General features: G+C 66.3%; 18 protein-coding genes. 13 read left to right on the forward strand and 5 right to left on the reverse strand.

Going from position 1 to position 26,262, the window contains the following annotated elements; translation table 11 throughout:
- The first annotated feature begins 66 nt into the window (after positions 1-66).
- The 3 genes from ACQR10_RS25630 to ACQR10_RS25640 are packed head-to-tail and all read left to right on the forward strand — an operon-like array spanning position 67 to position 3,870.
- Positions 67-561 (forward strand): (2Fe-2S)-binding protein, encoded by a 495-nt coding sequence (locus ACQR10_RS25630; protein WP_316218216.1) that lies wholly within the window; start codon positions 67-69, stop codon positions 559-561.
- On the forward strand, positions 558-1,616 hold the full coding sequence (locus ACQR10_RS25635) for an FAD binding domain-containing protein (protein WP_316218215.1): 1,059 nt from the start codon (positions 558-560) through the stop codon (positions 1,614-1,616). The genes ACQR10_RS25630 and ACQR10_RS25635 overlap by 4 nt, the downstream gene beginning before the upstream one ends.
- Positions 1,606-3,870 carry a xanthine dehydrogenase family protein molybdopterin-binding subunit gene (locus ACQR10_RS25640; RefSeq protein ID WP_316218214.1) on the forward strand — a complete coding sequence of 755 codons (2,265 nt, stop codon included), beginning with the start codon at positions 1,606-1,608 and terminating at the stop codon, positions 3,868-3,870. The genes ACQR10_RS25635 and ACQR10_RS25640 overlap by 11 nt, the downstream gene beginning before the upstream one ends.
- 81 nt (positions 3,871-3,951) lie before the next feature.
- On the opposite strand, the gene ACQR10_RS25645 is transcribed toward ACQR10_RS25640, so the two are convergent.
- Positions 3,952-5,940 (reverse strand): methyl-accepting chemotaxis protein, encoded by a 1,989-nt coding sequence (locus tag ACQR10_RS25645; protein ID WP_316218212.1) that lies wholly within the window; start codon positions 5,938-5,940, stop codon positions 3,952-3,954.
- A gap of 295 nt (positions 5,941-6,235) precedes the next feature.
- Between ACQR10_RS25645 and ACQR10_RS25650 the strand changes: the two genes are divergently transcribed.
- The 6 genes from ACQR10_RS25650 (at position 6,236) to ACQR10_RS25675 (ending at position 16,454) form a co-directional block, all read left to right on the forward strand.
- Complete coding sequence (locus ACQR10_RS25650; protein WP_315801510.1) at positions 6,236-6,547, forward strand: hypothetical protein; 312 nt, start codon at positions 6,236-6,238, stop codon at positions 6,545-6,547.
- A gap of 219 nt (positions 6,548-6,766) precedes the next feature.
- Entirely contained in the window at positions 6,767-7,501 is a 735-nt protein-coding gene (locus ACQR10_RS25655; protein WP_315801511.1) for a porin family protein, read from the forward strand.
- 243 nt (positions 7,502-7,744) lie between these two features.
- Positions 7,745-9,883, forward strand: a complete 2,139-nt coding sequence (locus tag ACQR10_RS25660; RefSeq protein ID WP_316218210.1) for a methyl-accepting chemotaxis protein — start codon at positions 7,745-7,747, stop codon at positions 9,881-9,883.
- 253 nt (positions 9,884-10,136) lie between these two features.
- A complete protein-coding gene (locus ACQR10_RS25665) occupies positions 10,137-11,195 on the forward strand; it encodes an MBL fold metallo-hydrolase (RefSeq protein ID WP_316218209.1) in 1,059 nt (352 codons plus the stop codon).
- Between the two features lie 209 nt (positions 11,196-11,404).
- Positions 11,405-12,634 carry a 5-aminolevulinate synthase gene (hemA, locus tag ACQR10_RS25670; protein WP_316218207.1) on the forward strand — a complete coding sequence of 410 codons (1,230 nt, stop codon included), beginning with the start codon at positions 11,405-11,407 and terminating at the stop codon, positions 12,632-12,634.
- Positions 12,635-12,935: 301 nt separating this feature from the next.
- The gene (locus tag ACQR10_RS25675) at positions 12,936-16,454 is read left to right on the forward strand and encodes a PAS domain-containing hybrid sensor histidine kinase/response regulator (RefSeq protein ID WP_316218206.1); all 3,519 of its coding nucleotides are present in this window, start codon (positions 12,936-12,938) and stop codon (positions 16,452-16,454) included.
- A gap of 30 nt (positions 16,455-16,484) precedes the next feature.
- Here ACQR10_RS25675 and ACQR10_RS25680 read toward each other — a convergent pair whose 3' ends face one another.
- Positions 16,485-17,285 (reverse strand): AraC family transcriptional regulator, encoded by an 801-nt coding sequence (locus tag ACQR10_RS25680; protein WP_315801516.1) that lies wholly within the window; start codon positions 17,283-17,285, stop codon positions 16,485-16,487.
- A gap of 93 nt (positions 17,286-17,378) precedes the next feature.
- Between ACQR10_RS25680 and ACQR10_RS25685 the strand changes: the two genes are divergently transcribed.
- Positions 17,379-17,930, forward strand: coding sequence for a carboxymuconolactone decarboxylase family protein (locus ACQR10_RS25685; RefSeq protein WP_434885880.1), 552 nt, complete (start codon positions 17,379-17,381; stop codon positions 17,928-17,930).
- A gap of 146 nt (positions 17,931-18,076) precedes the next feature.
- Here ACQR10_RS25685 and ACQR10_RS25690 read toward each other — a convergent pair whose 3' ends face one another.
- Entirely contained in the window at positions 18,077-18,988 is a 912-nt protein-coding gene (locus tag ACQR10_RS25690; RefSeq protein WP_315801518.1) for a LysR family transcriptional regulator, read from the reverse strand.
- Positions 18,989-19,094: 106 nt separating this feature from the next.
- Between ACQR10_RS25690 and ACQR10_RS25695 the strand changes: the two genes are divergently transcribed.
- The 3 genes from ACQR10_RS25695 to ACQR10_RS25705 all read left to right on the forward strand — a co-directional run bounded on the left by ACQR10_RS25695 (position 19,095) and on the right by ACQR10_RS25705 (position 22,307).
- Positions 19,095-20,066: an alpha/beta fold hydrolase gene (locus ACQR10_RS25695; protein ID WP_316182209.1), complete on the forward strand. Its 972-nt coding sequence runs from the start codon at positions 19,095-19,097 to the stop codon at positions 20,064-20,066.
- A 26-nt stretch (positions 20,067-20,092) separates the two neighbouring features.
- A complete protein-coding gene (locus ACQR10_RS25700; protein WP_316182208.1) occupies positions 20,093-20,905 on the forward strand; it encodes an alpha/beta hydrolase in 813 nt (270 codons plus the stop codon).
- A gap of 229 nt (positions 20,906-21,134) precedes the next feature.
- Complete coding sequence (locus ACQR10_RS25705; protein ID WP_316182206.1) at positions 21,135-22,307, forward strand: hypothetical protein; 1,173 nt, start codon at positions 21,135-21,137, stop codon at positions 22,305-22,307.
- Here the strand turns inward: ACQR10_RS25705 and ACQR10_RS25710 are convergent.
- Positions 22,301-24,346: an acyltransferase family protein gene (locus ACQR10_RS25710; RefSeq protein ID WP_316182205.1), complete on the reverse strand. Its 2,046-nt coding sequence runs from the start codon at positions 24,344-24,346 to the stop codon at positions 22,301-22,303. The two genes, ACQR10_RS25705 and ACQR10_RS25710, sit on opposite strands and share 7 nt — an antisense overlap.
- A 1,129-nt stretch (positions 24,347-25,475) precedes the next feature.
- Positions 25,476-26,150 (reverse strand): response regulator transcription factor, encoded by a 675-nt coding sequence (locus tag ACQR10_RS25715; protein WP_316181924.1) that lies wholly within the window; start codon positions 26,148-26,150, stop codon positions 25,476-25,478.
- Positions 26,151-26,262: the final 112 nt, after the last annotated feature.

Below are 26,262 nucleotides of genomic sequence, written 5' to 3' on the forward strand. Positions count from 1 at the left end.
ACCACCGCCCGTAAGGCGGGTGCCCGCTGCGATCCGATTAGGCCATCGCTTCGATCGGAACAACGCATGAATCGGACTGTCAGACTCACCGTCAACGGTGAGCCGCGAACCCTTGCGCTCGACGACCCCCGCGTCACCCTGCTCGACCTGCTGCGCGAGCGCCTCCACCTCACCGGCACCAAGAAAGGCTGCGACCGCGGCCAGTGCGGCGCCTGCACCGTCCTCGTCGACGGCCGCCGCATCAACTCCTGCCTGACGCTGGCCTTGAGCCTCGACGGCGCCGCCGTCACCACCATCGAGGGGCTTGCCAACGGAGACCAGCTGCACCCGGTGCAGGAGGCCTTCATCGCCCACGACGCCCTGCAATGCGGCTTCTGCACGCCCGGCCAGATCATGAGCGCGGTCGGCCTCATCAACGAAGGCCAGGCCGGCAGCGATCCGGAGCGCGTGCGCGAAGGCATGAGCGGCAATCTGTGCCGCTGCAGCGCCTATGTCGGCATCGTCGAGGCCGTGCTCGACGCCCAGGCGACGCTCACCGAGGACAAGGAGCGCGCGGCATGAACCGGTTCGACTACGTGAAGCCGTCGACGGTCGCGGAGGCGATCGTAGCGGCCAGCGCGCCCGGCGCCGCCTATCTCGCTTCGGGCACCAACCTGCTCGACCTGATGAAGGGCAATGTCATCAGGCCGGCGCGGCTGGTCGACATCTCCCAGATCAAGGAGCTGACGCGCATCGAGACGTCAGGCAATGGCGACGTCCGGATCGGCGCGCTGGTGCGCAATGCGGACCTTGCCCATGACGCAGCCTTCGCGCGCGACTTCCCGGCGGTCGCCGAAGCGCTGCTGTCGGGCGCGTCGGCGCAGCTGCGCAACGCGGCCAGCGTCGGCGGCAATCTGCTGCAGCGGACACGCTGCGCGTATTTCTATGATCCGGCCTCGGCCTGCAACAAGCGCACGCCCGGCGCAGGCTGCGACGCGCGCGGCGGCGACACCCATCAGCACGCCGTGCTCGGCTGGAGCGAGGCCTGCATCGCCACCAATCCCTCGGACTTCTGCGTGCCGCTCGCGGCGCTCGATGCGATCGTCGAGATCGAAGGCGGCTCCGGCCGGCGCGAGGTCGCGCTGGAGGCGCTGCATCTGCTCCCCGGCACCACGCCGGAGCGCGAGAGCGTGCTCGCGCCGGGCGAGATGATCGTCGCGGTCCGGCTGCCCGCGGCGGCGCGCGCGTTCGCCAGGCATGCACGCTATCTGAAGGTGCGCGAGCGCAATTCCTACGCCTTCGCCGTCGTCTCCGCCGCGGCCGGTCTCGTGATCGAGAACGGCACCATCACGCACGCACGTCTGGCGCTCGGCGGCGTCGCCGCCAAGCCGTGGCGCGCCCACCAGGCCGAAGCGCTGCTCACGGGCCAGCCGGCCACGCCGCACACATTCCAGCACGCTGCCGAGATCGCGCTGCGCGATGCAAAGCCATCCGGTGACAACGCCCACAAGATCCCGCTCGCGCGCAGCCTGATCATGCGCGCGCTGGCCGCCGCAGCCGAGGGCACGCCGTCGCGCGTGCCGGCGCTGCCGGCCTCTCCCTTCTCCGCCGTTCCAGGAGCACTTCATGACGCCTGAGCTCAATCCCTCCCGCGATCCCGCCCATGTCAGACACGGCTCCAACGTCGGCCAGCCGCTGTCCCGCGTCGATGGCCGCGCCAAGGTCACCGGCACCGCGCGCTACGCCGCCGACAACAATCCGCCCGGCCTGCTCTATGCCGTGCTCGCGGTCTCCAGCATCGCGCGCGGCCGTGTCGTCGCGCTCGATGTCGAAGCCGCCAAGGCGCATCCCGGCGTCGTCGAGGTGATGACCTCCGCCAACCGGCCGCCGCTGCATGCCGATCCCGACGGCAAGCCGAACCCGTTCGCGTTCCGCTTCGAGGCGCTGCAGAACGACCGTGTGCGCTACGCCAACCAGCCGATCGCGCTGGTCATTGCCGAAAGCCTGGAAGCCGCGACCGAGGGCGCCGCGCTGCTGTCGCCGCGCTACGAGGCCGAGCCGGCCCGCATCGGTCTCGATGCCGCCGACGCCTATGTTCCGCCTGTCGTCGGCATGGGGTTTCCCGCCGAGAGCCATCACGGCGATATCGAGGCCGCGCTGGCGGGCAGCGACAAGCAGATCACCGCGATCTACGAGACTCCGCCGCATTATCACAACGCGATGGAGCCGCACGCGATCGTCGCCGAGTGGCAGGGCGACAGGCTCATCATCGACACACCGACCCAGGGCCTGGTGATGATGCGCGGCCGCCTGGCCGAGCTGTTCGGCATCGCGCCGGACAACATCCTGATCCGCAGCCCCTATCTCGGCGGCGGCTTCGGCGGCAAGGGCCTGATGGCCGGCCCGCAGGTGCTCGGCATCCTCGCCGCGAAGATGGTCGGCCGGCCGGTGAAGCTGGTGGCGCGCCGCGAGCAGCTCTACGGCCCGTTCGGCCATCGCTCGCCGACCCGGCAGACGCTGCAGCTCGGCGCCAGCAACACCGGACAATTGTCGGCGATCCGTCACCACGCGAGGATCGCAACCTCGAGCTTCGAGGACTTCTATGAAGCCGCGGCGCATGTGACGCACACGCTGTACGCCGCGCCGGCGATCGCGACGACCTACGACGCGGTACGCATGGACACCGGCACGCCGCTGTTCGTGCGCGCCCCCGGCATCGCGCCGGGCTCGATCGCGCTGGAAAGCGCGGTCGACGAGATGGCCGAAGCCTGTGGCCTCGATCCGCTGGCATTTCGCGTCAAGAACTACGCCGAGGTCGAGCCGGCCACCGGCAAGCCGTTCTCGTCGAAAGCGCTGCGCGAGTGCTACACGCAAGGCGCGGAGCGGTTCGGCTGGTGGGATCGGCCGCTGAAGCCGCGGATGATGCGCGACAGAGACGGCTTCCTGGTCGGCTGGGGCATGGGCACCGCGACGTTCCATGCGCTGATGTTTGCAGGCCAGGCCCGCGCGGTGATCCGGCGCGACGGCACCGGCGTGGTCGAGAGCGGCGCGCACGACATGGGCCAGGGCGCCTGGACCGCGTTCGCGCAGGTCGCGGCGGATTCTCTCGCGCTCGAGCTCGATCAGGTGACGTTCAAGGCCGGCACCTCCGACCTGCCGGATGCCGGCATCGCCGGCGGCTCGGCACATACCGCGACCGTCGGCACGGCGATCCACAATGCCGGCGCCGCCGTCATCGCCAGGCTCGCGGAGCTCGCGACCTCCGATCAGCATTCGCCGCTGTTCGGCGCCGGCAATGCCGGCGTGATCGCGCGCAACGGCCGGCTGCTCCGGCGCGACGACGAGGGCCGCGGCGAGAGCTATGCCGACATCCTCGCACGCGCCGGCCTCGACGAGGTCGAGGGCTCCGGCAGCGGCATGCCCGACCCTGCCGCCAACGAGCAATACGCGATGCATTCACATGGCGCGGTCTTCGCGGAGGTGAAGGTCGATCCCGATCTCGGCCAGGTCCGGGTGACTCGCATGGTCGGCGCATTCGCGGCAGGGCGGATCATCAACCCGAAGCTGGTGAAGAGCCAGCTCGTCGGCGGCATGATCTGGGGCATCTCGCTGGCGCTGCACGAGGAGGCGGTCACCGACCGCCGCACCGGCCGCATCATGAACGCCAATCTCGGCGAGTATCACGTGCCGGTGAGCGCCGACGTGCCGGCGATCGAGGCGTTCACGGTCGAGGAGCACGATCCGTTCGTCAATCCGCTCGGCATCAAGGGCGTCGGCGAGATCGGCATCACCGGCTCGGCCGGCGCAGTCGCCAATGCGGTGGCGCATGCGACCGGCATCCGCATCAGGCGGTTTCCGGTGCGGATCAGCGATCTGGTCTCGCGTCAATGACGTGAGCGCGGCAACGAAACCCGTTCGAAGCAATGCCTCCGTTCTCCTGACCGAGAGCGGAGGCCAGCGACCTCGCTTCGTTTACGCCGCCTGCCGCGCAAAGGTCCGCCTGAACCAGGCCAGGAACGCCTCGCGGTTCTGGCTGGCGTCGAACTCGACATGCAGCGCGTCCTTGTCGCGGGCGCGGACCCGATAGGGCACGCGGCCATCGAAGCCGCTGAACTCCATGACGCCGCGATCGCCGATGCCCGGCTCGGGGTCGAACCGGAACCAGGCGCCGCCCTCGGAAATATCCACCAGATCGGCTTTCACCACGCCCTTGCGATCGTCGACGACCTTGATCGGCAGGGTCGACTTCATCCGCGGCGACTGCCGGCGGTCGGCTTCGGCGGTCGCGGTCCTCACAGCCTTCACCAGCGTGGCGCGGAGCGAGGTCAGGCCCGTCGCCACCGAGCCGATGGCGCTGCGCACCTCGGCGGCCCGATCGTTGACCATGCCGGCATCCCTGCCGACATTGCCGATCTTGGACGACACGTCGCGCGCCGCGCTGGCCGATGACTGGACCGAGCGGCTGATCTCCTGGGTCGCCGCGTGCTGCTCCTCCATCGCCGCAGCGATCGAGGCCGCGACCTCGTCGATCTCGGAAATCTGGCTGCCGATGCCTTCGACGACGTCGACGGTGGCCTGCGTGGTGGTTTGTACCTCGCCGATCAGGCGCGAGATCTCCTCGGTCGATTTGGCGGTCTGATCCGACAGCGACTTGACCTCGGCCGCAACCACGGCAAAGCCGCGGCCGGCATCGCCGGCGCGCGCGGCCTCGATGGTGGCATTGAGCGCCAAGAGGTTGGTCTGCTCGGCAATGCCGCCGATCAGGTTGGAGACCTCGGCGATCTTGTCCACGGCCGTCGACAAGGAGAGCATCGTGTTCTTGGCCTTCTCACGCCCGGTCACCGCCGATTTGGTGATCGTGCTGGCGCGCGCCACCTGGCTCGAGATCTCGCGGATCGCCGAGCTCAGTTGCTCGGCTGCCGACGAGACCGTCTGGGCATTGGAGAGCGACTGCTCCGAGGCGGCGGCCACCGATTGCGCATCGGTCGACAGCTCCTCGGCCAGTTTCGAGAGGCCTGCGGCCACGGCCTCGACCTGGCGCGATGCGCCGGCCGCGGCTTCGACGGACGTCTCGGTCTCGCGCTCGATCACGTCGGCCATGTCGAGCATGGCGCGCTTCTTGTGCTCCTCGGCGGCCGAGCGATCGCGCTCCTGCCTGTCGCGCAGGCTCGCGTTCTCGAGCGCGTTGGTCTTGAAGATGCTCAGCGCGCCCGCCATCGCGCCGATCTCGTCGCCGCGTTCGGAATAGGAGATATCGGCCGACAGATCGCCCTCGGCGATCCGCCGCATCAGGCCGGTCATGCGCGACAGAGGACGGACGACGCCGAGCACCAGACCCGACATGCCGGCGACGACCAGGGCCAGAACGATGCCTGATACGCTCCACACGATGATGGAGATGCTGCGGTCCTGGGTCGCCGCCGTCGCCTCCATGTCCGAATTGAACTTGTTCGCCTTGTCGACCAGCGTGTCGATCACCGCGCGGTGGGCGGCGTAGGCGTCGGCCAGCCGGGCATAGGCGGCATCGGCCTTCGCCATGTCGCCGGAGCGCAGCGCCGGGATCAACTCGGCTTCCAGGGCCTGCCAGAATTTCCGGACCTCGCCGTCCGATCGTTCGACCAGCAGCGATTTCAGATCAGGCTGCAGCGCCGAGCCGGTCCAGAACGTCTTGCGATCCTCATAGTCCTTCTTCAGTTGCGCCAGCTTCGTGACATGCGTGTCGAGATCTTTCGGCGTCCGGAGTGCGAGGGTCGCCTCGAGATAGGCCTCGAGCACATATTCAGGCGGCGGCAGGATGTCGGCCACCAGATCATTGCCGAGCTTGATCTTGTCGTAGAGCGGCCCGCCGACCTTGAGCTCGCGCAGCGCAAAGGCGCTGGTCAGCACGACCGCACCGAAGCCGAGTGCGAGCACGAGGCCGAAAGCCGCAATGAACGTGGAAATGGAGAGACGCATCTTCATGGCGGCGGCACATTTCGCTGGAGCGTGGACTGCACCCGCCGTCGTCCCGCCGGAGCCCTCTCCGTTCGCTTGCATGGAGATGGTCGGTCCGGAACGACCGGCATCGAGTCGTTAATTTGATCAGCGTGCACAACCTTTTCTCAGGGAAGGTAAATTTCCGCCCCCGTAGAAATGCGGTGCAGCCCGTTCGGCCGGGGATGCAGGCGCTCCTCCCACTCTGACCTGGCGCAAGGCGGCGGGAGGTGGATCTGCGAACATTCAAGCGTCGTTGCTGCAGGAGCCACCAGGAGCCACCATGTCGAAACCCATCCCGGACAAGGCCGAGATCGCGCTCGAATATCCCGACAAGTTCTATGCCGGCACGTTCGAGCATTCCTCGCGGTTCGAAGCCCATCTCGAATCATCCGGCCTGGCATTGACCCTGGAGCGGCCCGGCCCCGAGGACGTCCGAAAATCGATCCGCATGCATCTGCACTTTGGACTGCTCGCCGGGATTCTTCGCGAGCTCGCCGCCGGCATCGCTTCGATGCCCAAGGACGACATCGTTCATCGCGAGCAGCTGCGCGACGCAGTCGCGGATCTGCATCGAGCCCTTAACGCGCCTTAACCGGTTGTGCCGCGACGGCACAGCAAGGCGCGGCGTTAACTCCCGGTTCAGCCTTCGTTAGTGCATTGCTAACTACGCCAGAACCTTTGCCCGGAGAAAGTCGGGTTGGAAGCCGGTGTGCTGCGCGAGTGACAGCATTTTACTCAAAAGCGATCTATCTCCGATCCATCGACGGCGCGCGACGCGCGAGCCTTGTTAGTTGAGTATCGGAGACCCGCCATGAAGAAGATCCTGTTCGCAACCGTTGCAGTCGCCGCGCTGGCTTCGGCCCAGTCCGCTTTCGCCGCCGATCTCGGCGCCCGGACCTACCCCTACGCCACCAAGGCGCCGCCGGCCTACGCCGCTCCGATCTACAACTGGACCGGCTTCTATCTCGGCGCCCATCTCGGCGGCGCGTTCTCCAGCGACAACAATTTCTCCGGCCTCGCCACCGGCAACAACTCCAACGGCCGCTTCCTGGGCGGCGTGCAGGTCGGCGCCGACTGGCAGTTCGCCCCGACCTGGGTGATCGGCGCGGAAGGCCAGTACAGCTGGCTGAGCGGAAGCGTCGGAGCAGCATTCCCGGGCGGCTACGCCTACACCAACAGCCAGCGCGGCCTCGGCTCGATCACCGGCCGCTTCGGCTACACCTGGGGTCCGGGCCTGCTCTACGTGAAGGGCGGCTATGCCTATTCCGACAACAACGAGAAGGTGACGTTCGCCGGAACGCCGGTCGGCTTCGCGACCAGCGGCGACCACCGCAACGGCTGGACCGTCGGCGCCGGCCTCGAATACATGTTCGCGCCCAACTGGTCGGCCAAGGCCGAGTATCAGTACTACAATTTCGGCAGCGCCACCTTCACGGCGCCCGCCGCGCTGGTCCCGACCGGCAGCTTCACCACCGACGACCACACCTTCAAGGCTGGCGTGAACTACCGCTTCAACTGGGGCGCTCCGCTCGCGGCCCGCTACTGATCCGCAGGCGTCAAATAACAACAAACGACGGGAAGGCCGGCAGCGATGCCGGCCTTTTCTGTCATAGGTTATCGAAAGCGCGGCCGAACAATCCCTTCCATCCCGTTAAATGCCGCGCGGTGAAATGCGAAAATCCGCGAAAATTCGGCACGCCCTGAGTAGTTTCCCTGATTTGTTAACCGCCGGCCCCGATACTGCCTGCAAGCAACAGCTACAAATAGTGCATATTGGGGGACACCAGAGATGGCGATTCGGTTCAGCTTCAGCAGGATGCTCGGGGCGCTGCGACCCAAATGGGGCGTCCGCGGCAGCCTGTTCGCAGCCTTCGCGGTGATCGCCGGCATGGCGATCGCGATCAGCGTCGCTGCGGGACTGATGCTGCGCCACGTCGGCGGCGCCATGGTCGAGCTCTCGGGCCGCGACATTCCGCGCCTGACCTCGAGCCTGCAACTGCTGGCGCAGAGCTCCAGCTTGGCGAGCCTCGGCCCGGCGCTGCTGCAGTCCCAGAGCGAGGACGCGCTCAACGATCGCCTGAAGAGGATGCAGGAGATCCAGAAGACCACGCAGGAGCGGCTGAGCGAGATCAGCGCGCTCGGCGCCGCGAAAAGCGTGGTGGCGCCGCTCGCCGAGACCATCAAGAACATCAACGAGGCCAATCAGAGCCTGGTGTCGGCGGCGCGCGAGCGGCTCGACGTCGCAGCCCTTCACAACAAGCAGTATGACGCCCTGCGCAAGGCGCAGGCGGAGTTCACCGCCGCCGCCAACGAGCCGATGCTGGACGCGCAGACGCAGCTCAACGCCGTGCTCGGCGCGGCCGAGGTGTCGGCGGACGACGCGACGGCCGCCGCCCGCTTCGTCGAGCAGCTCGGCAACGTGATCGCATCCGGCAACCTGCTGGTGGCGCAGATGGCCGCCGCGCTCTCGGCCAACGACAGCGACACGCTGGAGACGATCGAGCGGCAGTTCAAGGAGGCGCTGGCGCAGCTCAAATCCAATCTCGAACTGCTGCCGACCGGCCGCAGCACCAAGGCGATCCACGACGCCGCGCTGAAGCTCGCCGCGCTCGGCGAGGGCAAGACCCGCGTGTTCAAGACCCGCGAGAAGGAGCTCGACGCCAACGACTACGGCCAGACCGTGCTGGAGGAGACGCGCAAGCTGAATGTCGGCCTCGACATCAGCGTGCAGCAGCTCGTCGAAGGCGTTCGCAAGTCGACCGAAGGTGCCACCTCCACGGCGGGCCGCGACATCGAGCTGGCGACGCTCGGCATGGTCGGCGCCGGCGCAGCCACGCTGCTCGGCTCGGTGCTGTTCGTCTGGCTCTATGTCGGCGGCAACATCCTGCGCCGCATCAAGCGGCTGCAGCAGGCGATGCAGACGCTGTCGAGCGGCGATCTCGACACCGAGATCGCGGCCTCGAAGCAGCGCGACGAGATCGGCGCGATGGTCGACACCCTGCAGGTGTTCCGCGAAAACATGGTCCGTGCCCGCACCCTGGCCGCCGAGCAGGACCGCGAGAATGCCGCCAAGGCCGAGCGCGCCGCGCGCATGGAGGCCCAGATCGCCACGTTCGAGGCGACGGTGCGCAGCGCCCTCGGCACGCTGCAGAACTCCGCCACGGCCATGCAGGCGACCGCACAGAGCATGTCGCAGACCGCCGACCAGTCCAACTCGCTGGTCAATGCGGTCGCGGCGGCTGCCGAGGAGACTTCGGTCAACGTCCAGACCGTGTCGGCCGGCACCGAGCAATTGTCGTCGTCGATCGCGGAGATCAGCCGCCAGGTCGTGACCTCGGCCCAGATCGCCAAGAAGGCGGTCGAGGAAGCCGGCGCCACCGACTCGACGATGCAGGGGCTCGCCGACAATGCGAGCCGCGTCAGCGTCGTCGTCGACCTGATCCAGGCGATCGCCTCGCAGACCAACCTGCTCGCGCTCAACGCCACCATCGAGGCGGCGCGCGCCGGCGAGGCCGGGCGCGGCTTCGCGGTGGTCGCGCAGGAGGTGAAGAGCCTGGCGAGCCAGACCGCCAAGGCCACCGACGAGATCCGTTCGCAGATCGCGAGCATGCAGCAGGTCGCCTCGTCGGCCGTGTCGGCGATCCGCAACATCGGCGGGACCATCGCCGAGATTGACAACGTCACCACCGCGATCGCCGCCGCCGTGGAGCAGCAGGGCACCGCGACGCATGAGATCGCCCGCAACATCCAGCAGGCGGCCTCCGGCACCACCGAGGTCTCCAACAACATCACCGGCGTCTCCAGCGCCTCGGCCCAGGCCGGCACCTCCGCCAACGAGGTGCTCAGCGCCTCGGCGGCGCTGCGCCGCGAGGCGGAGACGCTGCGCGCCGAGGTCGACGCGTTCCTGACCAACATCAGGGCGGCGTAGTCGATATCGGGCCTCGCCCTTCGAGACGCCGGCCTGCGGCCGGCTCCTCAGGGTGAGGAGGCGCAGGTCGCTTTGCGGCCAACCGGGCGTGGGATCGAAGCGCCGACCCTCAACCCTCATGGTGAGGAGGCGCGCAGCGCCGTCTCGAACCATGAGGCCCGGCCTGCCGCGTCCCGGAATGCCGTCCAGCCATGCCGCTTCCATCGCGTTTTTCGGCTGGCGCTCGCCCGCGGCGGCCGTTAATCGATGAGGCATGACCAAGACAGACACCGTTCCCTCCTCCGCCGAAGCCCTGCGCTATCCCTGGGAGCAGCATCCCGGTGAGGACCAGGTCGTCGAGGTCGCGCCCGGCGTGCTGTGGCTGCGCCTGAAGCTGCCGTTCCGCCTCAACCATGTGAACATCTATCTGCTCGCCGACGGCGATGGCTGGGTCGCAGTGGACTCCGGCTTCGGCAACGAGGAATCGATCGGCGCCTGGACGCGGCTGCTCGATGGCCCGCTGAAGCACGTGAAGATCACCCGGCTGATCGTGACGCATTCTCATCCCGACCATGTCGGGCTCGCCGGCTGGATCGTCGAGCGCTTCGCCTGCCCGCTGGTGATGTCGCAGGTCGAGTACCTGCAGTCGGTCTATCACCAGAACCGCGGCACCGAGGAGCGCCGCAATGCGCAGCGGCTGTTCTTCCGCCGCCACGGCATGGACGAAACGTTGACCGACAAGCTGCTCGGCCGCGGCCAGGAATATCTGCAGCGCGTCTCGGTGCTGCCGGCCTCCTACCGCCGCATCTCCCATGGCGACGAGATCCAGATCGGCAGCCGGCGCTTCAAGGTCATCACCGGCGGCGGTCACGCGCTCGACCAGGTCATGCTGTATTGCGCCGCCGACAAGCTGTTCCTGTCCGCGGACCAGGTGCTGAGCAAGATCTCGCCGAATGTCAGCGTCTGGGCGGTCGAGCCGGACCAGAACTCGCTCGGCGAATATCTGGCGTCGCTGGCGAGCCTCACCACCACCCTGCCCTATGACGTGCTGGTGCTGCCCGGCCACGGCGTGCCGTTCTACGGGCTGAAGACGCGCATCAAGCAGCTCGCCGACCACCACGAGGAGCGCTGCCGGATGATCGCGGACGCCTGCCGCGACGAGACCAAGACCTCGGCGCAGCTCGTGCCGGTCGTGTTCCACAAGCACGTGCTCGACCCCCACCAGATGGGCTTCGCCGCTGGCGAGCTGATCGCCCATATCAACTACATGCTGGTCGAGGGCCGCCTGACCAGCCAGGACGTCGATGGCGTGCTGCATTATCGCACCACCTGAGGCTGCGGGGCCGCGACGCCGCCGCGTCGCCGCAATCCCGGCGCCGTTCGGCCGAGATCACTCCCCCCTTGGACAAATCGCCCAATTCCCGCCGTGGGATTCCGGCTCGACAGCCGGTCTGGAAACGCTCTAAGAAGTCCTTACGCCACGCATGCCGCGAGGTTTTCGCTTCAGGTGCTGCACTGCAGCGCGCCAGTTCGGGTTTCGTGATGGACTACAGCCAGTACTTCAGTGCCGCCCTCGGTCGCCTGCATGATGAGCGTCGCTACCGTGTCTTCGCCGATCTCGAACGCATCGCCGGCCGGTTCCCGCATGCGACCTGGCACTCGCCGAGCGGACCGCGCAATGTCGTGATCTGGTGCTCCAACGACTATCTCGGCATGGGCCAGCACCCCAGGGTGGTCGGCGCGATGGTCGAGACCGCGACCCGCGTCGGCACCGGCGCCGGCGGCACCCGCAACATCGCCGGAACCCATCATCCCCTGGTGCAGCTGGAAGCCGAGCTCGCCGACCTCCACGGCAAGGAAGCGGCGCTGCTGTTCACGTCAGGCTATGTCTCCAACCAGACCGGCATCGCGACGCTCGCCAAGCTGATCCCGGATTGCCTGATCCTGTCGGACGCGCTGAACCACAATTCGATGATCGAGGGCGTGCGCCAGTCCGGCTGCGAGCGCCAGATCTGGCGCCACAACGATCTCGCCCATCTCGAGCAGCTCCTGATCGCCGCGGGCCCGAACCGGCCGAAGCTGATCGCCTGCGAGAGCCTGTATTCGATGGACGGCGACGTTGCACCGCTGGCTGAGATCTGCGATCTCGCCGAGCGCTACAACGCGATGACCTATGTCGACGAGGTGCATGCGGTCGGCATGTACGGCCCGCGCGGCGGCGGCATCGCCGAGCGCGACGGCGTCATGCACCGCATCGACATCCTCGAAGGCACGCTGGCCAAGGCGTTCGGCTGCCTCGGCGGCTACATCGCCGCCAAGGGCGAGATCATCGATGCCGTGCGCTCCTACGCGCCGGGCTTCATCTTCACGACCGCGCTGCCGCCGCCGATCTGCTCGGCCGCGACGGCTGCGATCAAGCACCTGAAATCGTCGAGCTGGGAGCGTGAACGCCACCAGGACCGCGCCGCGCGGGTGAAGGCGGTCCTCCACGCCGCCGGCCTGCCGGTGATGACCAACGACACCCACATCGTGCCGCTGTTCGTCGGCGATCCCGAGAAGTGCAAGCAGGCCTCCGATCTGCTGCTGGAAGAGCACGGCATCTACATCCAGCCGATCAACTACCCCACGGTCGCCAAGGGCACCGAGCGCCTGCGCATCACGCCCTCGCCCTACCACGACGACGGCCTGATCGACCGCCTGGCCGAGGCCCTGCTGCAGGTCTGGGAACGCCTGGGACTCGCGCTGCACGAGAAGCCGCTGGCGGCGGAGTAGTTATTCGATTTGCTGTGGTGAGCCCGCGCACGTTCCCGCGACGGCGGTGCGCTCCCCTCCCCCTTGCGGGGAGGGGAGCAGACCGGCCGGGCCGCGAGGACGTCGGCTCTCATCGACTGGGGCGGTGAACGAAGGTGAGACGGACCACGCCGGCGCTGCGGGAAGCAAGACCGATCGCGCTTAAGGACGCCCTCGTCATTCCCCGCGCGCCGGAGGGATAGCTATCGCCCCGCCTCCCCCAAAGCGCTAAGCTCGCGGCCAATTCCCGGGGCGGAGCGATCGAGGAGTTCGCGTAAACACCATGCTGCACGACTGGGGCGTGATCCTGGCCGCGTTCGGCTATATCGGGTTCCTGTTCCTGGTCGCCAGCCGCGGCAACCGGGCCGGCGAACGGCGGCCGGCAGAGAGCCGCAGCCGGCTGGCCGGGCTGATCTACCCGCTGTCGCTCGCCATCTACTGCACGTCCTGGACCTTCTTCGGCTCGGTCGGCTTCGCCTCCCGCACCAGCGTCGACTTCCTCGCGATCTATCTCGGGCCGATCCTGATGGTCGGCGCCTGCACGCCGCTGCTGCGCCGAGTCATCCGCCTTGCCAAGTCGCAGAACATCACCTCGGTCGCCGACCTGATCGGCGCCCGCTACGGCAAGAGCCAGGCGGTGGCGGCGACCGTGGCGCTGATCGCGATCATCGGCTCGGTGCCCTACATCGCGCTGCAGCTCAAGGCGGTGGCATCGTCGCTCGAGACCATCATGGTCGACGACCGCGCCTTCGCCCATATCCCGATCGTCGGCGACATGGCGCTGATGGTGACCTTGGCGATGGCGATCTTCGCGGTGCTGTTCGGCACCCGGCAGACCGACGCCACCGAGCACCAGCACGGGCTGATGCTGGCGGTCGCGACCGAGTCGATCATCAAGCTGGTCGCCTTCATCGCCGCCGGCGCCTTCGTCACCTTCGTGATGTTCTCGCCTGTCGAGCTGATCGAGCGGGCGATGAAATCGCCGGAGGCCGAGCGCGCGCTGGAATACGTGCCTGGCATCGGCAGCTTCCTGACCATGACCCTGCTGTCGTTCTGCGCCGCGATGCTGCTGCCGCGCCAGTTCCATGTCAGCGTGGTCGAGAACGCCGACGATGCCGAGGTGTCGCGTGCGCGCTGGCTGTTTCCGCTCTATCTCGTCGCGATCAACCTGTTCGTGATCCCGATCGCCCTGGCCGGCCTGATCACCTTCCCGTTCGGCGCCGTCGACAGCGACATGTACGTGCTGGCGCTGCCGATCGAGGCCAATTCGCAATGGCTATCGGTGCTGGTCTTCGTCGGCGGCCTGTCGGCGGCGACCGCGATGGTGATCGTCGAATGCGTGGCGCTGTCGATCATGGTCTGCAACGACATCGTCGTGCCGCTGGTGCTGCAGCGCCAGGAGCAGCGCGAGATCGGCCGCGACTTCGCGGGCTTCCTGCTCGGCACCCGCCGCATCGCGATCTTCGCCATCATGGTGATGGCCTATTTCTACTATCGCGCGCTCGGTAACACCCAGCTCGCCGCGATCGGCCTGCTGTCGTTCGCCGCCATCGCGCAGCTCGCGCCGAGCTTCTTCGGCGGCCTGTTCTGGCGGCGCGCGACCGCGCGCGGCGCGATGGGCGGCATGCTGGTCGGCTTCGCCGTCTGGCTCTACACGCTGTTCATCCCGAGCTTCCTCGACACCTCGACCGCGGGCATCCTGTTTCTGCAGCACGGCCCGTTCGGGCTCGAGGCGCTCAGGCCGCAGGCGCTGCTCGGCACCGACCTGCCGCCGCTGCTGCATGGCGTGCTGTGGAGCCTGTCGCTCAATCTGCTGACCTACATCGTGCTGTCGCTGGCGCGGCAGCCGTCGTCGATCGAGCTGTTGCAGGCCGACATCTTCGTGCCGGCCGAGCTGACGCCGAGCGCGCCGAGCTTCCGGCGCTGGCGCTCGACCGTCACGGTGCAGGACATCCAGAGCACGGTCGGCCAATATCTCGGCCCCGACCGCGCCCGCGCCTCGTTCGAGGCCTTCGCCGCCCAGCGCAACCTGCCGCTCGATCCGGCCGCGCCGGCCGATTTCGAGCTGCTGCGCCATGCCGAGCATCTGATCGCCTCCTCGATCGGCGCGGCGTCGTCGCGCCTGGTGATGTCGCTGCTCCTGCGCAAGCGCACGGTGTCGGCCAAGGCCGCGCTCAAGCTGCTCGACGATTCCCATGCCGCGCTGCATTTCAACCGCGAGATCCTGCAGACCGCGCTGAACCATGTGCGCCAGGGCATCGCGGTGTTCGACGCCGATCTGCAATTGATCTGCTCCAACGGCCAGTTCGTCGACCTGCTCGGGCTGCCGCCGGATCTGGTGCAGATCGGCAGCCCGCTGAAGGAAATCCTCGAATTCATGGGCACGATCGGCGCGCCCACCCATGAGGACGGCGAGGCGCTGCTGGCGCGCCGGCTCGCCGCCTACACCACCGAGGGCGAGCCTTATCTGGAACGCCTCGCCGACCGCCACATGGTGATCGAGGTCCGCACCAACCGCATGCCGGGTGGCGGCCTCGTCATCACCTTCACCGACGTCACGCCCTCGTTCGAGGCCGCCGAGGCACTGGAGCGCGCCAATGCGACGCTGGAAAAACGCGTCCGCGACCGCACCGAGGAGCTGACGCGTCTGAACTCGGAGCTGGCGCTGGCCAAGAGCGCCGCCGAGGACGCCAACATCTCCAAGACGCGCTTCCTTGCGGCGGCCAGCCACGACATCCTGCAGCCGCTGAACGCGGCGCGGCTCTACGTGACCAGCCTCGTCGAGCGGCAGACGGCCGGCGAGGATTCGCGCCTGGTCGAGAACATCGACGACTCGCTGGAAGCGATCGAGGAGATCCTCGGCGCGCTGCTCGACATCTCCCGGCTCGATGCCGGCGCGATGACGCCCTCGGTGTCGAGCTTCAAGATGGCCGATTTGATGCGCTCGCTGGAGATCGAGTTCGCGCCCGCCGCGCGCGCCAAGGGTCTGGAGCTGGTGTTCGTGCCGTCGTCGCTGCCGGTCGAGTCCGACCGCCTGCTGCTGCGCCGGCTGCTGCAGAACTTCATCTCCAACGCCATCAAGTACACGCCCAAGGGCCGCGTGCTGGTCGGCTGCCGCCGCCACGGCCAGTCGCTGCAGATCGGCGTCTACGACACCGGCGTCGGCATTCCCCCGGTCAAGCGCGGCGAGATCTTCAAGGAATTCCACCGTCTCGAGCAGGGCGCGCGGATCGCGCGCGGCCTCGGCCTGGGGCTGTCGATCGTCGAGCGCATCGCCCGCGTGCTCAATCACGGCATCGCGCTGGACTCGCGGCCCGGCCGCGGCTCGGTGTTCTCGGTCACGGTGCCGATTGCGAAAGCGATCAACCACACCGCCGCCGTCACCAGCGCGACGCCGCTGGCGACGACGCCGATTGCCGGCGCGCTGATCGTCTGCATCGAGAACGATCCGGCGATCCTCGACGGCATGAAGACCCTGCTGACGGCGTGGGACGCCGAGGTGATCGCCGTGCCTGATCCGGAGTCCGCGATGGAGGCGATCGCGGCGCGCGATGGCGCCGTCACCGGCCTGCTCGTCGACTACCATCTCGACCGCGGCAACGGCATCGCCGCCATCCGCGACATCCGCCGCCGCTTCAACGAGGCCCTGCCCGCGATCCTGATCACCGCCGACCGCAGCCCCCACGTCCGCGCCGCTGCCCGCGACGACAACGTCGCCGTGCTCAACAAGCCGCTGAAGCCGGCGTCGCTGCGGGCCCTGCTGGGGCAGTGGCGGATCCAGCAGATGGTGGCGGCGGAGTAGGAACGCCGTCCGGCGAAACGGCCGCTCGGGCTACCGCACCTCCCGCGGTGGGCGCCCCGACACCCGGCTGAACACACGCGAGAACGCCGCGGCGCTGTCGTAGCCGACCTGCGAAGCGACGCTCTTGACGGACTTGCCCTTGGCAAGCAGCTGCCGCGCCAGCGTCATGCGCCAAGCCGTCAGATAGTCGATCGGCGTTCGGCCGACGCGCGCCCGGAACAGATCGGCGAAGCGCGTGCGCGACATGCCGGCGATATCGGCGAGATCCTCGAGGCTCCACGCCCGGCCCGGCGCGTCATGGATCGCGGTCAGCGCCTTCGCCAGGCGCGGGTCAGCGAGCCCGGCGAGCACGCCGCTCTCGACCGCGCCGCTGGCGACGACGTCGCGGACGATCAGGATCAGCAGATAGTCGAACAGCCGGTCCAGCGCCGCCTGCCGACCGCCGCCATCGGCAAACCCCTCGGCGACCAGCAGGTCGCAGACCGGCGTGAGCGTCGGATGCCCGGCGAGCGGCAGCACCACGAGCTCGGGCAGTCCCTCACCGATCGGATTGCCCTCGGCGCCGCCGAGCTCGACGGTCGCGCAAACGAGATCCGCACCACGCTCGGGATCGACGACGAAGCGATGCGTCCGTCCGCGCGGAAAGAACATCAGGGTCGGCTCGTGCAGTTTCAAGTCGTCTGCGCCCGGCTGGGTCAGGGTCAGCACGCCGGCCTTGAACAAGTGCAGATGGCCCTCCGGTCCGAATTCCACGGTGTTGCAAAGGTTGCCGGAGAAGAAGGTCCGAGCCCGCGGCGTGACATGGGCAAACAGCGCGGCAAAAGGGTCCATGGGACGATCTGCAATGTTTCTGGCACCTAAAGCCACACATAGTCCGGCATGGAGGGGGCGTGCAAGCCCGCACCTCACACCAAGGATGTTCCCATGCCCCGCATTGCTCCCGTCGACACCGTCAGCGCCGATGCCGGCGTCGTCGCCACGCTGTCCGCCGTGAAGGCCAAGATCGGCATGACGCCGAACCTGTTCTCGACGCTCGCGCAGTCGGGCGCCGCGCTGAACGGCTACATCGCCTTCTCCGATGCACTCGCCAAGGGCGCGCTCACCGCGAGGCAACGCGAGATCGTCGCGCTTGCGGTCGCCCAGGCCAATGGCTGCGAATATTGTCTCTCGGCCCATTCGCTGATGGGCAAGGGCGCAGGCCTCAGCCCGGACGGCCTCCGCAAGGCTCGCGAAGGCACCGCTGATGACGCCATCGACGCAGCCGTCGCCCGCCTCGCGCGCCGCGTCGTCGACACCAAGGGACAGGTCGCCGACGTCGACCTCGCCACGGCGCGCGCGGCGGGTCTCGACGATGGCCGGCTGATCGAGATCATCGCGAACGTCGCGATCAACGTGCTGACGAACTACGTCAACAACGCCGCGCACACCGACATCGACTTCCCGAAGGTCGCGCTCACCCTGCAGACGGCTGGGTAAGGAAGCCTCCCAGACGATCCATGCCGTCGCGCACTGCATCTGACAGCGTCTGTTGACGGAGCATCCTCGAACATGGCGCGGCGGCCGGGCGCAAACCCCGGCCGCTGTCGCTTGCGAGGGTCGCAGAACATCCTTTGAGGCAAGAACTAAGGTTCTCCCCTCGCGCCCATCCGCTCCACGAGATAGTCCACGAACACGCGCACGCGCGCGGGCATGTTGGGACCGCCGACGAACACGGCGTGGAAGACTTCCCTGTCGCCGGGATTGAACGCCTCGAGCAGCGGCACCAGCCGTCCCTCTGCGATCGCGTTGCCGAGGCTGAAATCGCCGACGCGGGCGATGCCGACGCCATCGAGCGCGAGCTGGCTGAGCGTGTCGCCGCTGTTGGCTTCGACGGCGCCGCGCAGCTTCAGCGCATAGTTGACGCCGTCGCGGCGGAACGGCCACACCGGCTCGGCGCGGCGGAAGCTGAAGTTCAGGCAGTTGTGGTTGGTGAGGTCTTCCGGAGTCTGCGGCACGCCCCAGCGCGCCAGATAGTCCGGCGAGGCGACGATGGTGCGGCCATTGTCGCCGAGGCGCCGCGCGGTGAGCGCGCTGTCGGCCAGCGGACCGCCGCGAATGGCGACGTCGGCCTGGCCCGCCGCCACATCGACGAGGCCGTCGCTGAGATTGATGTCGACGAGGATGTTCGGATAGCGCCGCACGAACTCGCCGAGCAACGGCACGATGCAGATGCGGCCGTGCGACAGCGCGGCGCTGACCCGGATGCGCCCGCGCGGCGCGCCCTGATCCGCGATCGCCTGCTCGGCCTCGTCGAGATCGGCGAGGATGCGGCGGGCGGCCGCGAGATAGGCCAGGCCCTCGGCGGTCAGCGTGAGCACGCGCGTGGACCGCAGCAGCAGCCGCGCGCCGAGCCGCGCCTCGATGCGGTCGAGCGTGCGGCTGACGGCCGACGGCGTCAGCCCGAGGCCCCGGCCCGCGGCCGAGAAGCTGCCGCTGTCGGCGACCGCGCAGAACACCTCGAGATCCCGGGCGCGGTCCGCGCTGGCCAGTACCATCTTTGCGTCCAGATCAAAAATCCTTGGCGTCACTACCCTCTAATACCGCGATTGGGGTTCGTCTAGCTTTGCGTGCATCAACACGATGCAACCTACGGAGACCGTCATGACCCTGCCCCGCCTGCTGCAACGAACCGCCCTCGCCGCCAGCGCGCTCACGATGCTGACCAGCGCCGCCCTCGCCGACGCGACCGAGGCGCCCGGCAATTTCCCGAAGAGCTTCCGCACCCAGGAGATCCCGACCAACGGCACCACGCTCCACGTCCGCGTCGGCGGCACAGGACCCGCGGTGGTGCTGCTGCACGGCTATGGCGACACCGGCGACATGTGGGTGCCGCTCGCCGCCAAGCTCGCCGAGAACCACACCGTGATCGTGCCCGATTTGCGCGGCCTCGGCCTCTCCGCCCGCGCCGACAAGGGTTTCGAGAAGGCCAACCAGGCCGAGGACATCACCGGCGTCATGGACGCGCTGGGCGCGCGCACCGCCGAGGTCGTGGCGCACGACATCGGCAACATGGTCGCCTATGCGCTGGCAGCGCGGCATTCCGACCGCGTTACCAAGCTGGTGCTGATGGATGCGCCGGTGCCGGGCATCGGCCCGTGGGAGGAGATCCTCAAGAACCCGCTGCTGTGGCACTTCCGCTTCGGCGGCCCCGACATGGAGCGCCTGGTCGAGGGCCGCGAGCGCATCTATCTCGACCGCTTCTGGAACGAGTTCTCCGCCAACCCTGCGCATTTCCCGGAGGCCGCGCGCGTCCACTACGCGGAGCTCTATGCCGGCCCCGGGCGGATGCATGCCGGCTTCAGCCAGTTCGCCGCCTTCGATCAGGACGCCATCGACAACCGCGCCTGGCTCGCGGCGCATGGCAAGCTGACGATGCCGGTGCTGGCGATCGGCGGCGCGGCGTCCTTCGGCCCGACCATGGCGGTGGTGGCGCGGGCCGGCGCGAACAACGTGCAGGAGCAGGTCATCGAAGGCTCCGGCCATTGGCTGATGGAAGAGCAGCCCACCGCGACGGTCGCTGCGATCGACGCCTTCCTCAACGGGCAGCCGGCCGCCACGCCGTCGTCGCGCTGATCCAACGCATCAGAAGGGCGCCAATCATGTCGACCCCCACACTTGATGATGCGATCGTCGCAGCCAACGCATCGCAACGGCCTGCGGTCATCTTCATCCACGGCCTGTGGCTGAAGCCCAGCTCGTGGGATCGGTGGGTCGAACTGTTCGACGCCGCCGGCTATGCCGGGCTGGCGCCCGGCTGGCCGGCGGAGATGGGCGGCGCCGCAGCGCCCGAAACGATCGGCGAGGTGGCGGCGCACTTCGCCGCGATCGCGGGCGCGCTCGACCGGCGCCCCGCCGTGATCGGCCATTCCTTCGGCGGCCTGATCGCGCAGATCCTCGCCGGCCGCGGGCTGTCGGCGGCGACGGTCGCGATCGATCCGGCGCCATTCCGCGGCGTGCTGCCGCTGCCCGTCTCGGCGCTGCGCTCCGCCTGGCCGGTCCTGCAGAACCCGCTCAATGCCAACCGCAACGTCAGTCTTACCCCCGAACAATTCCGCTACGCGTTTGCGAACTCCGTGCCGGAAGCCGAGAGCGACGCATTATACGAAACCTACCAGGCGCCTGCCCCGGGCCGACCGATCTTCCAGGCCGCGGCCGCCAACCTCAATCCCTGGACCGAGGCCCACGTCGACAGCGAGGCCGTCGAACGCGGCCCGCTGCTGATCATCTCCGGCGAGCACGACCACACCGTGCCGCCCTCGGTCGCCCGCGCCGCCTACGATCGGCAGAAGCGCAACCAGCACGCCGTCACCGAATTCGCCCAATTCCCGCAACGCGGCCACTCGCTGACAATCGACAGCGGCTGGCGCGAGGTGGCGGAAACGGCGCTGGGGTTTGTGGGGCGGTTTCTTTAGCGTTCGGCCACTCCGTACTTTAGCGGGGGTCCCACTCGACGACTACGATCTTGAGAGGGCCGGAGGAGGAACTGGCTTGAAAAACGGCGGGTCTGACCGAGTTGAAGCGAAGTCGGCGACCCAAACGCAGATTGCGGCAGTTGACACAGCCCATGGTTGAACCTTACCAGACAAAGCCTAGAAAGTTAGTTGATCCTAGATTTGAAATTTCCCGATTGGATTTGGTTTGGTGGGGCGATTTCTTTTCGTCTTGATTGTGCTTACGGGCACGCTCCTCAACGCGCAGTCACGCCCTATAGGGACTATCGGTCGGAGCGGCCCCCTTCCGCTTGCGTGCGACCAGAACATTATTGCGTTCGGAGGAAACATACGAATTACTCTTCCCGCGGCGACTGGCATCGAAGATGGATGCGATATCGTTCTCGTCAACGAAGAGTCCGAGGCCGGCAAGCTCTTGATCGACTTCCCACAAGACATCAACCCACGGCTTTATCCAAACCAGTCGGTCGGAATAACAAGCTACAAAGGTCGTTGGATTTCGACGCACAAGCCCGGTCGATACAAAGTTCCGAATGGAAGTTTGAAGATCCTCGTCGATAATGACGGCGATGATGGCAACGACGGCATCAGCAGGCCAGTGAAGTATCTCGCCACCGCCGTTCAGCTGATCCAGCAGGACCTCGACACCCGCCAATCGCTCGTAACGATCGCGCCGACCATCGGCCAAACCTTCAAAGATGACGCGGTTGCCATTAGTGGGCAGCCCCTGGGCAGCAATTTGATCGCGCTATCTCCGAACGGAAACGGAACGATAAAGCTGGTGCATGCAGCGACGTGCATTACGGCAGGCGACAATGGTGAGCTGTTTCTATGGGCGGATCAATTTGGGCCGCAGGGGCAGATCGAGATGCACTGCAATAGGGACAACAACCCGAATACACCGCAAATGCTCGCACACAACAACGGAGTTTTCGACGGCTCAGGAAAGCTCGTCTTTCACGGATCTGGCGACAAGGATATCGCTATTTCGTTTGACGGTCCAACGGCAGGCTCGTCCTTCAATGGCGGAATCCAAGTCGCCGGTCATTTCGATATCGTCTGGCGCATGGAGCAAGGCGGAGGGCGGTTTACGCTAGGCTGCAGCTCTCAAGGATGCGCCAGCATAGAGCCGATAGCGGACGAGTCGGGCGACATGCCGAGCATCAACCGATTGTTTATGGTCATCGGGAGCGAACAGCTACGTATCGGTAATTGCCCCAGGAGGGATGGCTATCGCAAGGTGGGCCCATCCATTGTCGGAGGCAACGGCCTGCTCGTGAAGTTCGGCTGCTTTATCCCGGGTACGCCCGACGGCGTGCCACTGATGACGCAGAACGGAAAAGTGTACGACTCAGCTTACTGACTACCCAAAGACCTCAAAATCAGGGGGGCTAGCTGTTGGCGCGCCAACCAGACCGAGGCGAATGGGCGGAGGTGAACCGTATCAGCCGTGATCAGCCCTTCGCGACGGTTATCTCCGAGGAAAGCAAGGCACCCCTCTGCGCTACAGAACGCTTGCATTTCGTCCACGAAGTCGAAGGGCTCGTCGCGCTTCAGCTGCGATTGAAACTTTTTGGTGAACGACATCAACTCGTCATCGAGGTGACCCGGTATATACCGCGGGGTCGACTTCCAATACTCATCCAGAATGATCTTGTGCAGAAAGCGCTTCCAATGCGGTCGCTGACCAAGCACGAGCACCTTCTTGACGCCATACCCCTTCACCATCATCGAAAACTTGCGGATGTACTCGATGTCGAACGAGTTGTTCGATGAAAGCAACAGAACATCGGGCGGATCGATCGCAATCCGACGCAGCGCAAAGTAGTTAGCCATGTTACAGTGGTGAGTCTCTATGATGTGCTCGATAATTGGACTGACTTGGCAGCCCGAACTGTGGATCAGCAACACCGACACATCTTTCGGAAGAACTTCATTGAGCCCGTAATATAGGTCCGCAGCATTGGAATCTCCGATAATGAGCACACTCTTGTCGGAGTGCCGCATATAGCAACTGGGATCGATGGCCTTTCTTGGCGCGAGCGTAGGGACCGGACTATCCCAGGCGTAAAAGTTACAGCGGTTCTGCATGATATCCTGAGCCTCGGCCTGGATCAGCGGCGACCCGCCATAAAAATACGCCGCATATTCACGCTTGTCCTCGTCGTTGATCCGGCCCGGGAAACCCTGCATCGCGACATCGAGGAGCCCAAATGCGCCGATGGCGATCATCGCCATTGCTAGCCCTGGCACCATCCAGACTCGCAGCTCGCCATACCGGATGGGCTTCTCGAGAAACTGATAGGTGCCCCACGCAAGCCCGACTGACGCACCGACCAACAACGTGATGACGGCTTGCGGGGGCGGCGAGGCTCCATAGTGGATGCGCACAAAAGTCAGCAGCGGCCAGTGCCACAGATACAATGGATAGCTGATCAGACCGATCCAGACCATGACCGGATTTGAGAGGAGCACCCGGTTGAGCCAAGCTCCCGGCCCGGCGAGGATGACCAGGTAACTTCCGAGGACCGGCATTAGCGCCCACCAGCCTGGGAACTCCTGCCGGCGCGTGATCACGAGGACGGACGCAGCAATCAGCGCGATAGCCGCCACCGAAACAAAGTCGCGATAAATCTTCTTCTCGTTCACCCCCCCGCGCTCGAAGAGAACGGACGCTATGACCGTCGCGAGGCCATTTTCGACCCAGACCGCCGCCCGTGGCGTTGAAAATGCCAGATAGGCCAGAATGCTGCCCGTTGAAAGCTCCCAGAAGCGGGCTCCCGGAGAATAGAATGCGGCGACGAGGTTCGATGGCGTAGCCTTGATGTTGTAGATAAATGAAGCTGCAAACATTGCGACAAAAACCGTGAACAGGTTCAGGCGCAGCCGCCAGGCAATCCAGATCAGCGCCGGCCACAGGAGATAGAACTGCTCCTCGATGCCAAGCGACCAGAGATGCAGAAGGATTTTGGTGTCTGCCGCGACGTCGAAATAGTTGGCTTCCTGCCACAGAGCAAAGTTGGAAACAAAGCCCGCGCCAGCGGCCACATGCTTACCGAGCAGACGGAAATCGTCTGGCAGTAGCAGAAGCGCGCCCGCTGCTAACGATGCGGTTAGCACGAGTGCGAGCGCGGGAAATATCCGTTTGATCCGCCGGGCGTAGAAGACCTGAAAGCTGAATGTGCCACTTTCCAGCCCGCCGAGAATAATTGATGTGATAAGGAAGCCCGATATCACGAAGAAGATGTCGACACCGACAAAGCCGCTTCGGAGCGTGCCAGGGAAGGCGTGAAAGGCGACCACGGAGAGAACGGCGACAGCTCTCAATCCGTCTATGTCTGGCCGGTAGAGAGGCCCATGGACGGCGTCCCTGGCGTGGCGCACCTCGGCTGGTGAATGCATAACGACCCGCTCTCTTCCGCACGCGCCCAAATACTTCCGGCGCGAGCAAACTCATTAATCTGCAATTTTTTGGCGATCAAACCCGAAATGGTGACGTAAGCTCAAACGCCGCTGACATTTTCATGTCCCCTTTTGCACCCAGTCCTGTGGACCTCGGTCAGTTATTCCTCCTCTACGTCTGCCTCCGTTGTCCCCAGCGACGGCCGTTTGCCGTCAGCCGATGCTCGGATCAAACCCACCAGCGCGTCTCGGCAGAGCCACCGGCTGCTCGCAGCTTGAGCGCGATCAAGGACCGCGCGCGTTCGCTGGCTCCAAGAGTCCTCGGAACTCCAGTCCTGTTCAGCTATCGATTCAGATCGACAAATTCACAGCCCGTCGAATCTTATTTCTTTTTCCCCGAAATCATGATACACGTCGCGCCATCCCGTGCCCGCCATGAGGGGCGCTTCGCGATCGTCACGAACGTGGGGCGCGGGATGCGGTGGGCGCGTCGGCTCGCAGCGGGCTTTGGCCTGCGGACGAACGATCCGGCGCGCACGGTCAAGCCGTGTGGTCCTGGCATCCCGGTGCTGATGCCAAGTCCGTGACGACGATGTTGCGGATGACGGGGGCAAGAACGCCGGTCCCCGGGGAGAGCTCGGAGCAGCCGTCAAAACCATCGCGCAGGGAGGGCCGGGCGTGTTCGGCCAGACCTGTGGTGACTGCCGCCTGCTTTTTTTCTGCAGGCGGGCCACGGGCGCGGCCAGCGCCCGGCCTTCCCTGCGCCCTCTGCTTTCGAGAGGGCGAAAGATCAGCAAAGCTCGGACGCCGATGGCGCCGCGAGGCTGCGAAGGTGTGTCGCGAAAGGAGATCCGAAGTTGAACGCAGTCGTTCAATGCGTGACCACGGATGGTCCGACACGATCGGCCGACGCTGCGCACCGAGCCGGAGCGCAATCGTACAATCCTCATTGTCGTCATGGCCGGGCTTGTCCCGGCTATCCACGCATTTCGGCGCACGATGCGCGACGTGGATGCGCGGGACAAGCCCGCGCATGACGAGCAAACCAATTGAAAGCTCGTTTGGCAATCACACGTGGCCGCCGCACAGCAGCCTGCCCGGGGTGACGCTACCTAGCGCGATGCGACCGTCACTTCCCCGTCGGCGTATCCTGCCGCCAGGCGCTGCCCGCGATCTTCGCGGCCGCGATCACCGCCTGGGTCCGGCTCTCGACGCCGAGCTTCTGCAGAATGGCCGAGACGTGCGCCTTGATGGTCGCCTCGGAGACGCCGAGCTCGTAGGCGATCTGCTTGTTGAGCAGGCCCTGCGACAGCATCATCAGCACGCGCACCTGCTGCGGGGTCAAGGTGACCAGGCGGTCGCGCAGCCTGGTCATTTCAGGATCGGCGCCGGCGGCCAGGTCGGTGTCGGGCGGCACCCAGACCTCGCCGTCCATCACCTTCTTGATGGCATCGCGCAAGGTGTCGACGCCGAACCGCTTCGGGATGAAGCCGGAGGCGCCGAAATCGAGCGAGCGGCGGATCGTCGCGCCGTCGTCGCTCGCCGACACGATGACGACCGGGATCGCCGGATATTGCGCGCGCAGATAGATCAGGCCCGAGAAGCCGGAGATGCCGGGCATGGTGAGGTCGAGCAGCACCAGATCGACCTCGGAATCCTTTTCCAGCAAAGCGGTGAGGTCCTCGAACGAGCCGGCCTCGTCGACCACGGCCTCCGCGAGCACGCTCGCGACCGCCTGCCGCAAGGCGTTGCGGAACAACGGGTGATCATCGGCAATGACGAGATGAGTGCTGGCAGCCGCCATGAATCCAGACTTGACCTTGCGAGACCGACGACATGCTGCAACTGCACGCGCCCGGTTTTCCGTAAAATACTCGCCCGGCCACCGGTTGCATGCAAGCGTGCAATTCCACTTG

It is taken from the genome of Bradyrhizobium sp. HKCCYLRH2060 (assembly GCF_051168135.1).
In the GTDB taxonomy this organism is placed as follows: Bacteria; Pseudomonadota; Alphaproteobacteria; order Rhizobiales; family Xanthobacteraceae; genus Bradyrhizobium.

What these genes read in the sequence shown, in the direction of transcription:
- ACQR10_RS25665 (WP_316218209.1), top strand. Translation starts at nt 10,137, where the DNA reads ATGACCAAGACAGACACCGTTCCCTCCTCCGCCGAAGCCCTGCGCTAT.
- ACQR10_RS25700 (WP_316182208.1), top strand. Translation starts at nt 20,093, where the DNA reads ATGTCGACCCCCACACTTGATGATGCGATCGTCGCAGCCAACGCATCG.
- ACQR10_RS25710 (WP_316182205.1), bottom strand. Translation starts at nt 24,346, where the DNA reads ATGCATTCACCAGCCGAGGTGCGCCACGCCAGGGACGCCGTCCATGGG.
- ACQR10_RS25640 (WP_316218214.1), top strand. Translation starts at nt 1,606, where the DNA reads ATGACGCCTGAGCTCAATCCCTCCCGCGATCCCGCCCATGTCAGACAC.
- ACQR10_RS25650 (WP_315801510.1), top strand. Translation starts at nt 6,236, where the DNA reads ATGTCGAAACCCATCCCGGACAAGGCCGAGATCGCGCTCGAATATCCC.
- ACQR10_RS25645 (WP_316218212.1), bottom strand. Translation starts at nt 5,940, where the DNA reads ATGAAGATGCGTCTCTCCATTTCCACGTTCATTGCGGCTTTCGGCCTC.
- ACQR10_RS25630 (WP_316218216.1), top strand. Translation starts at nt 67, where the DNA reads ATGAATCGGACTGTCAGACTCACCGTCAACGGTGAGCCGCGAACCCTT.
- ACQR10_RS25635 (WP_316218215.1), top strand. Translation starts at nt 558, where the DNA reads ATGAACCGGTTCGACTACGTGAAGCCGTCGACGGTCGCGGAGGCGATC.
- ACQR10_RS25655 (WP_315801511.1), top strand. Translation starts at nt 6,767, where the DNA reads ATGAAGAAGATCCTGTTCGCAACCGTTGCAGTCGCCGCGCTGGCTTCG.
- ACQR10_RS25680 (WP_315801516.1), bottom strand. Translation starts at nt 17,285, where the DNA reads ATGGACCCTTTTGCCGCGCTGTTTGCCCATGTCACGCCGCGGGCTCGG.
- hemA (WP_316218207.1), top strand. Translation starts at nt 11,405, where the DNA reads ATGGACTACAGCCAGTACTTCAGTGCCGCCCTCGGTCGCCTGCATGAT.
- ACQR10_RS25675 (WP_316218206.1), top strand. Translation starts at nt 12,936, where the DNA reads ATGCTGCACGACTGGGGCGTGATCCTGGCCGCGTTCGGCTATATCGGG.
- ACQR10_RS25715 (WP_316181924.1), bottom strand. Translation starts at nt 26,150, where the DNA reads ATGGCGGCTGCCAGCACTCATCTCGTCATTGCCGATGATCACCCGTTG.
- ACQR10_RS25690 (WP_315801518.1), bottom strand. Translation starts at nt 18,988, where the DNA reads ATGGTACTGGCCAGCGCGGACCGCGCCCGGGATCTCGAGGTGTTCTGC.
- ACQR10_RS25660 (WP_316218210.1), top strand. Translation starts at nt 7,745, where the DNA reads ATGGCGATTCGGTTCAGCTTCAGCAGGATGCTCGGGGCGCTGCGACCC.
- ACQR10_RS25695 (WP_316182209.1), top strand. Translation starts at nt 19,095, where the DNA reads ATGACCCTGCCCCGCCTGCTGCAACGAACCGCCCTCGCCGCCAGCGCG.
- ACQR10_RS25685 (WP_434885880.1), top strand. Translation starts at nt 17,379, where the DNA reads ATGCCCCGCATTGCTCCCGTCGACACCGTCAGCGCCGATGCCGGCGTC.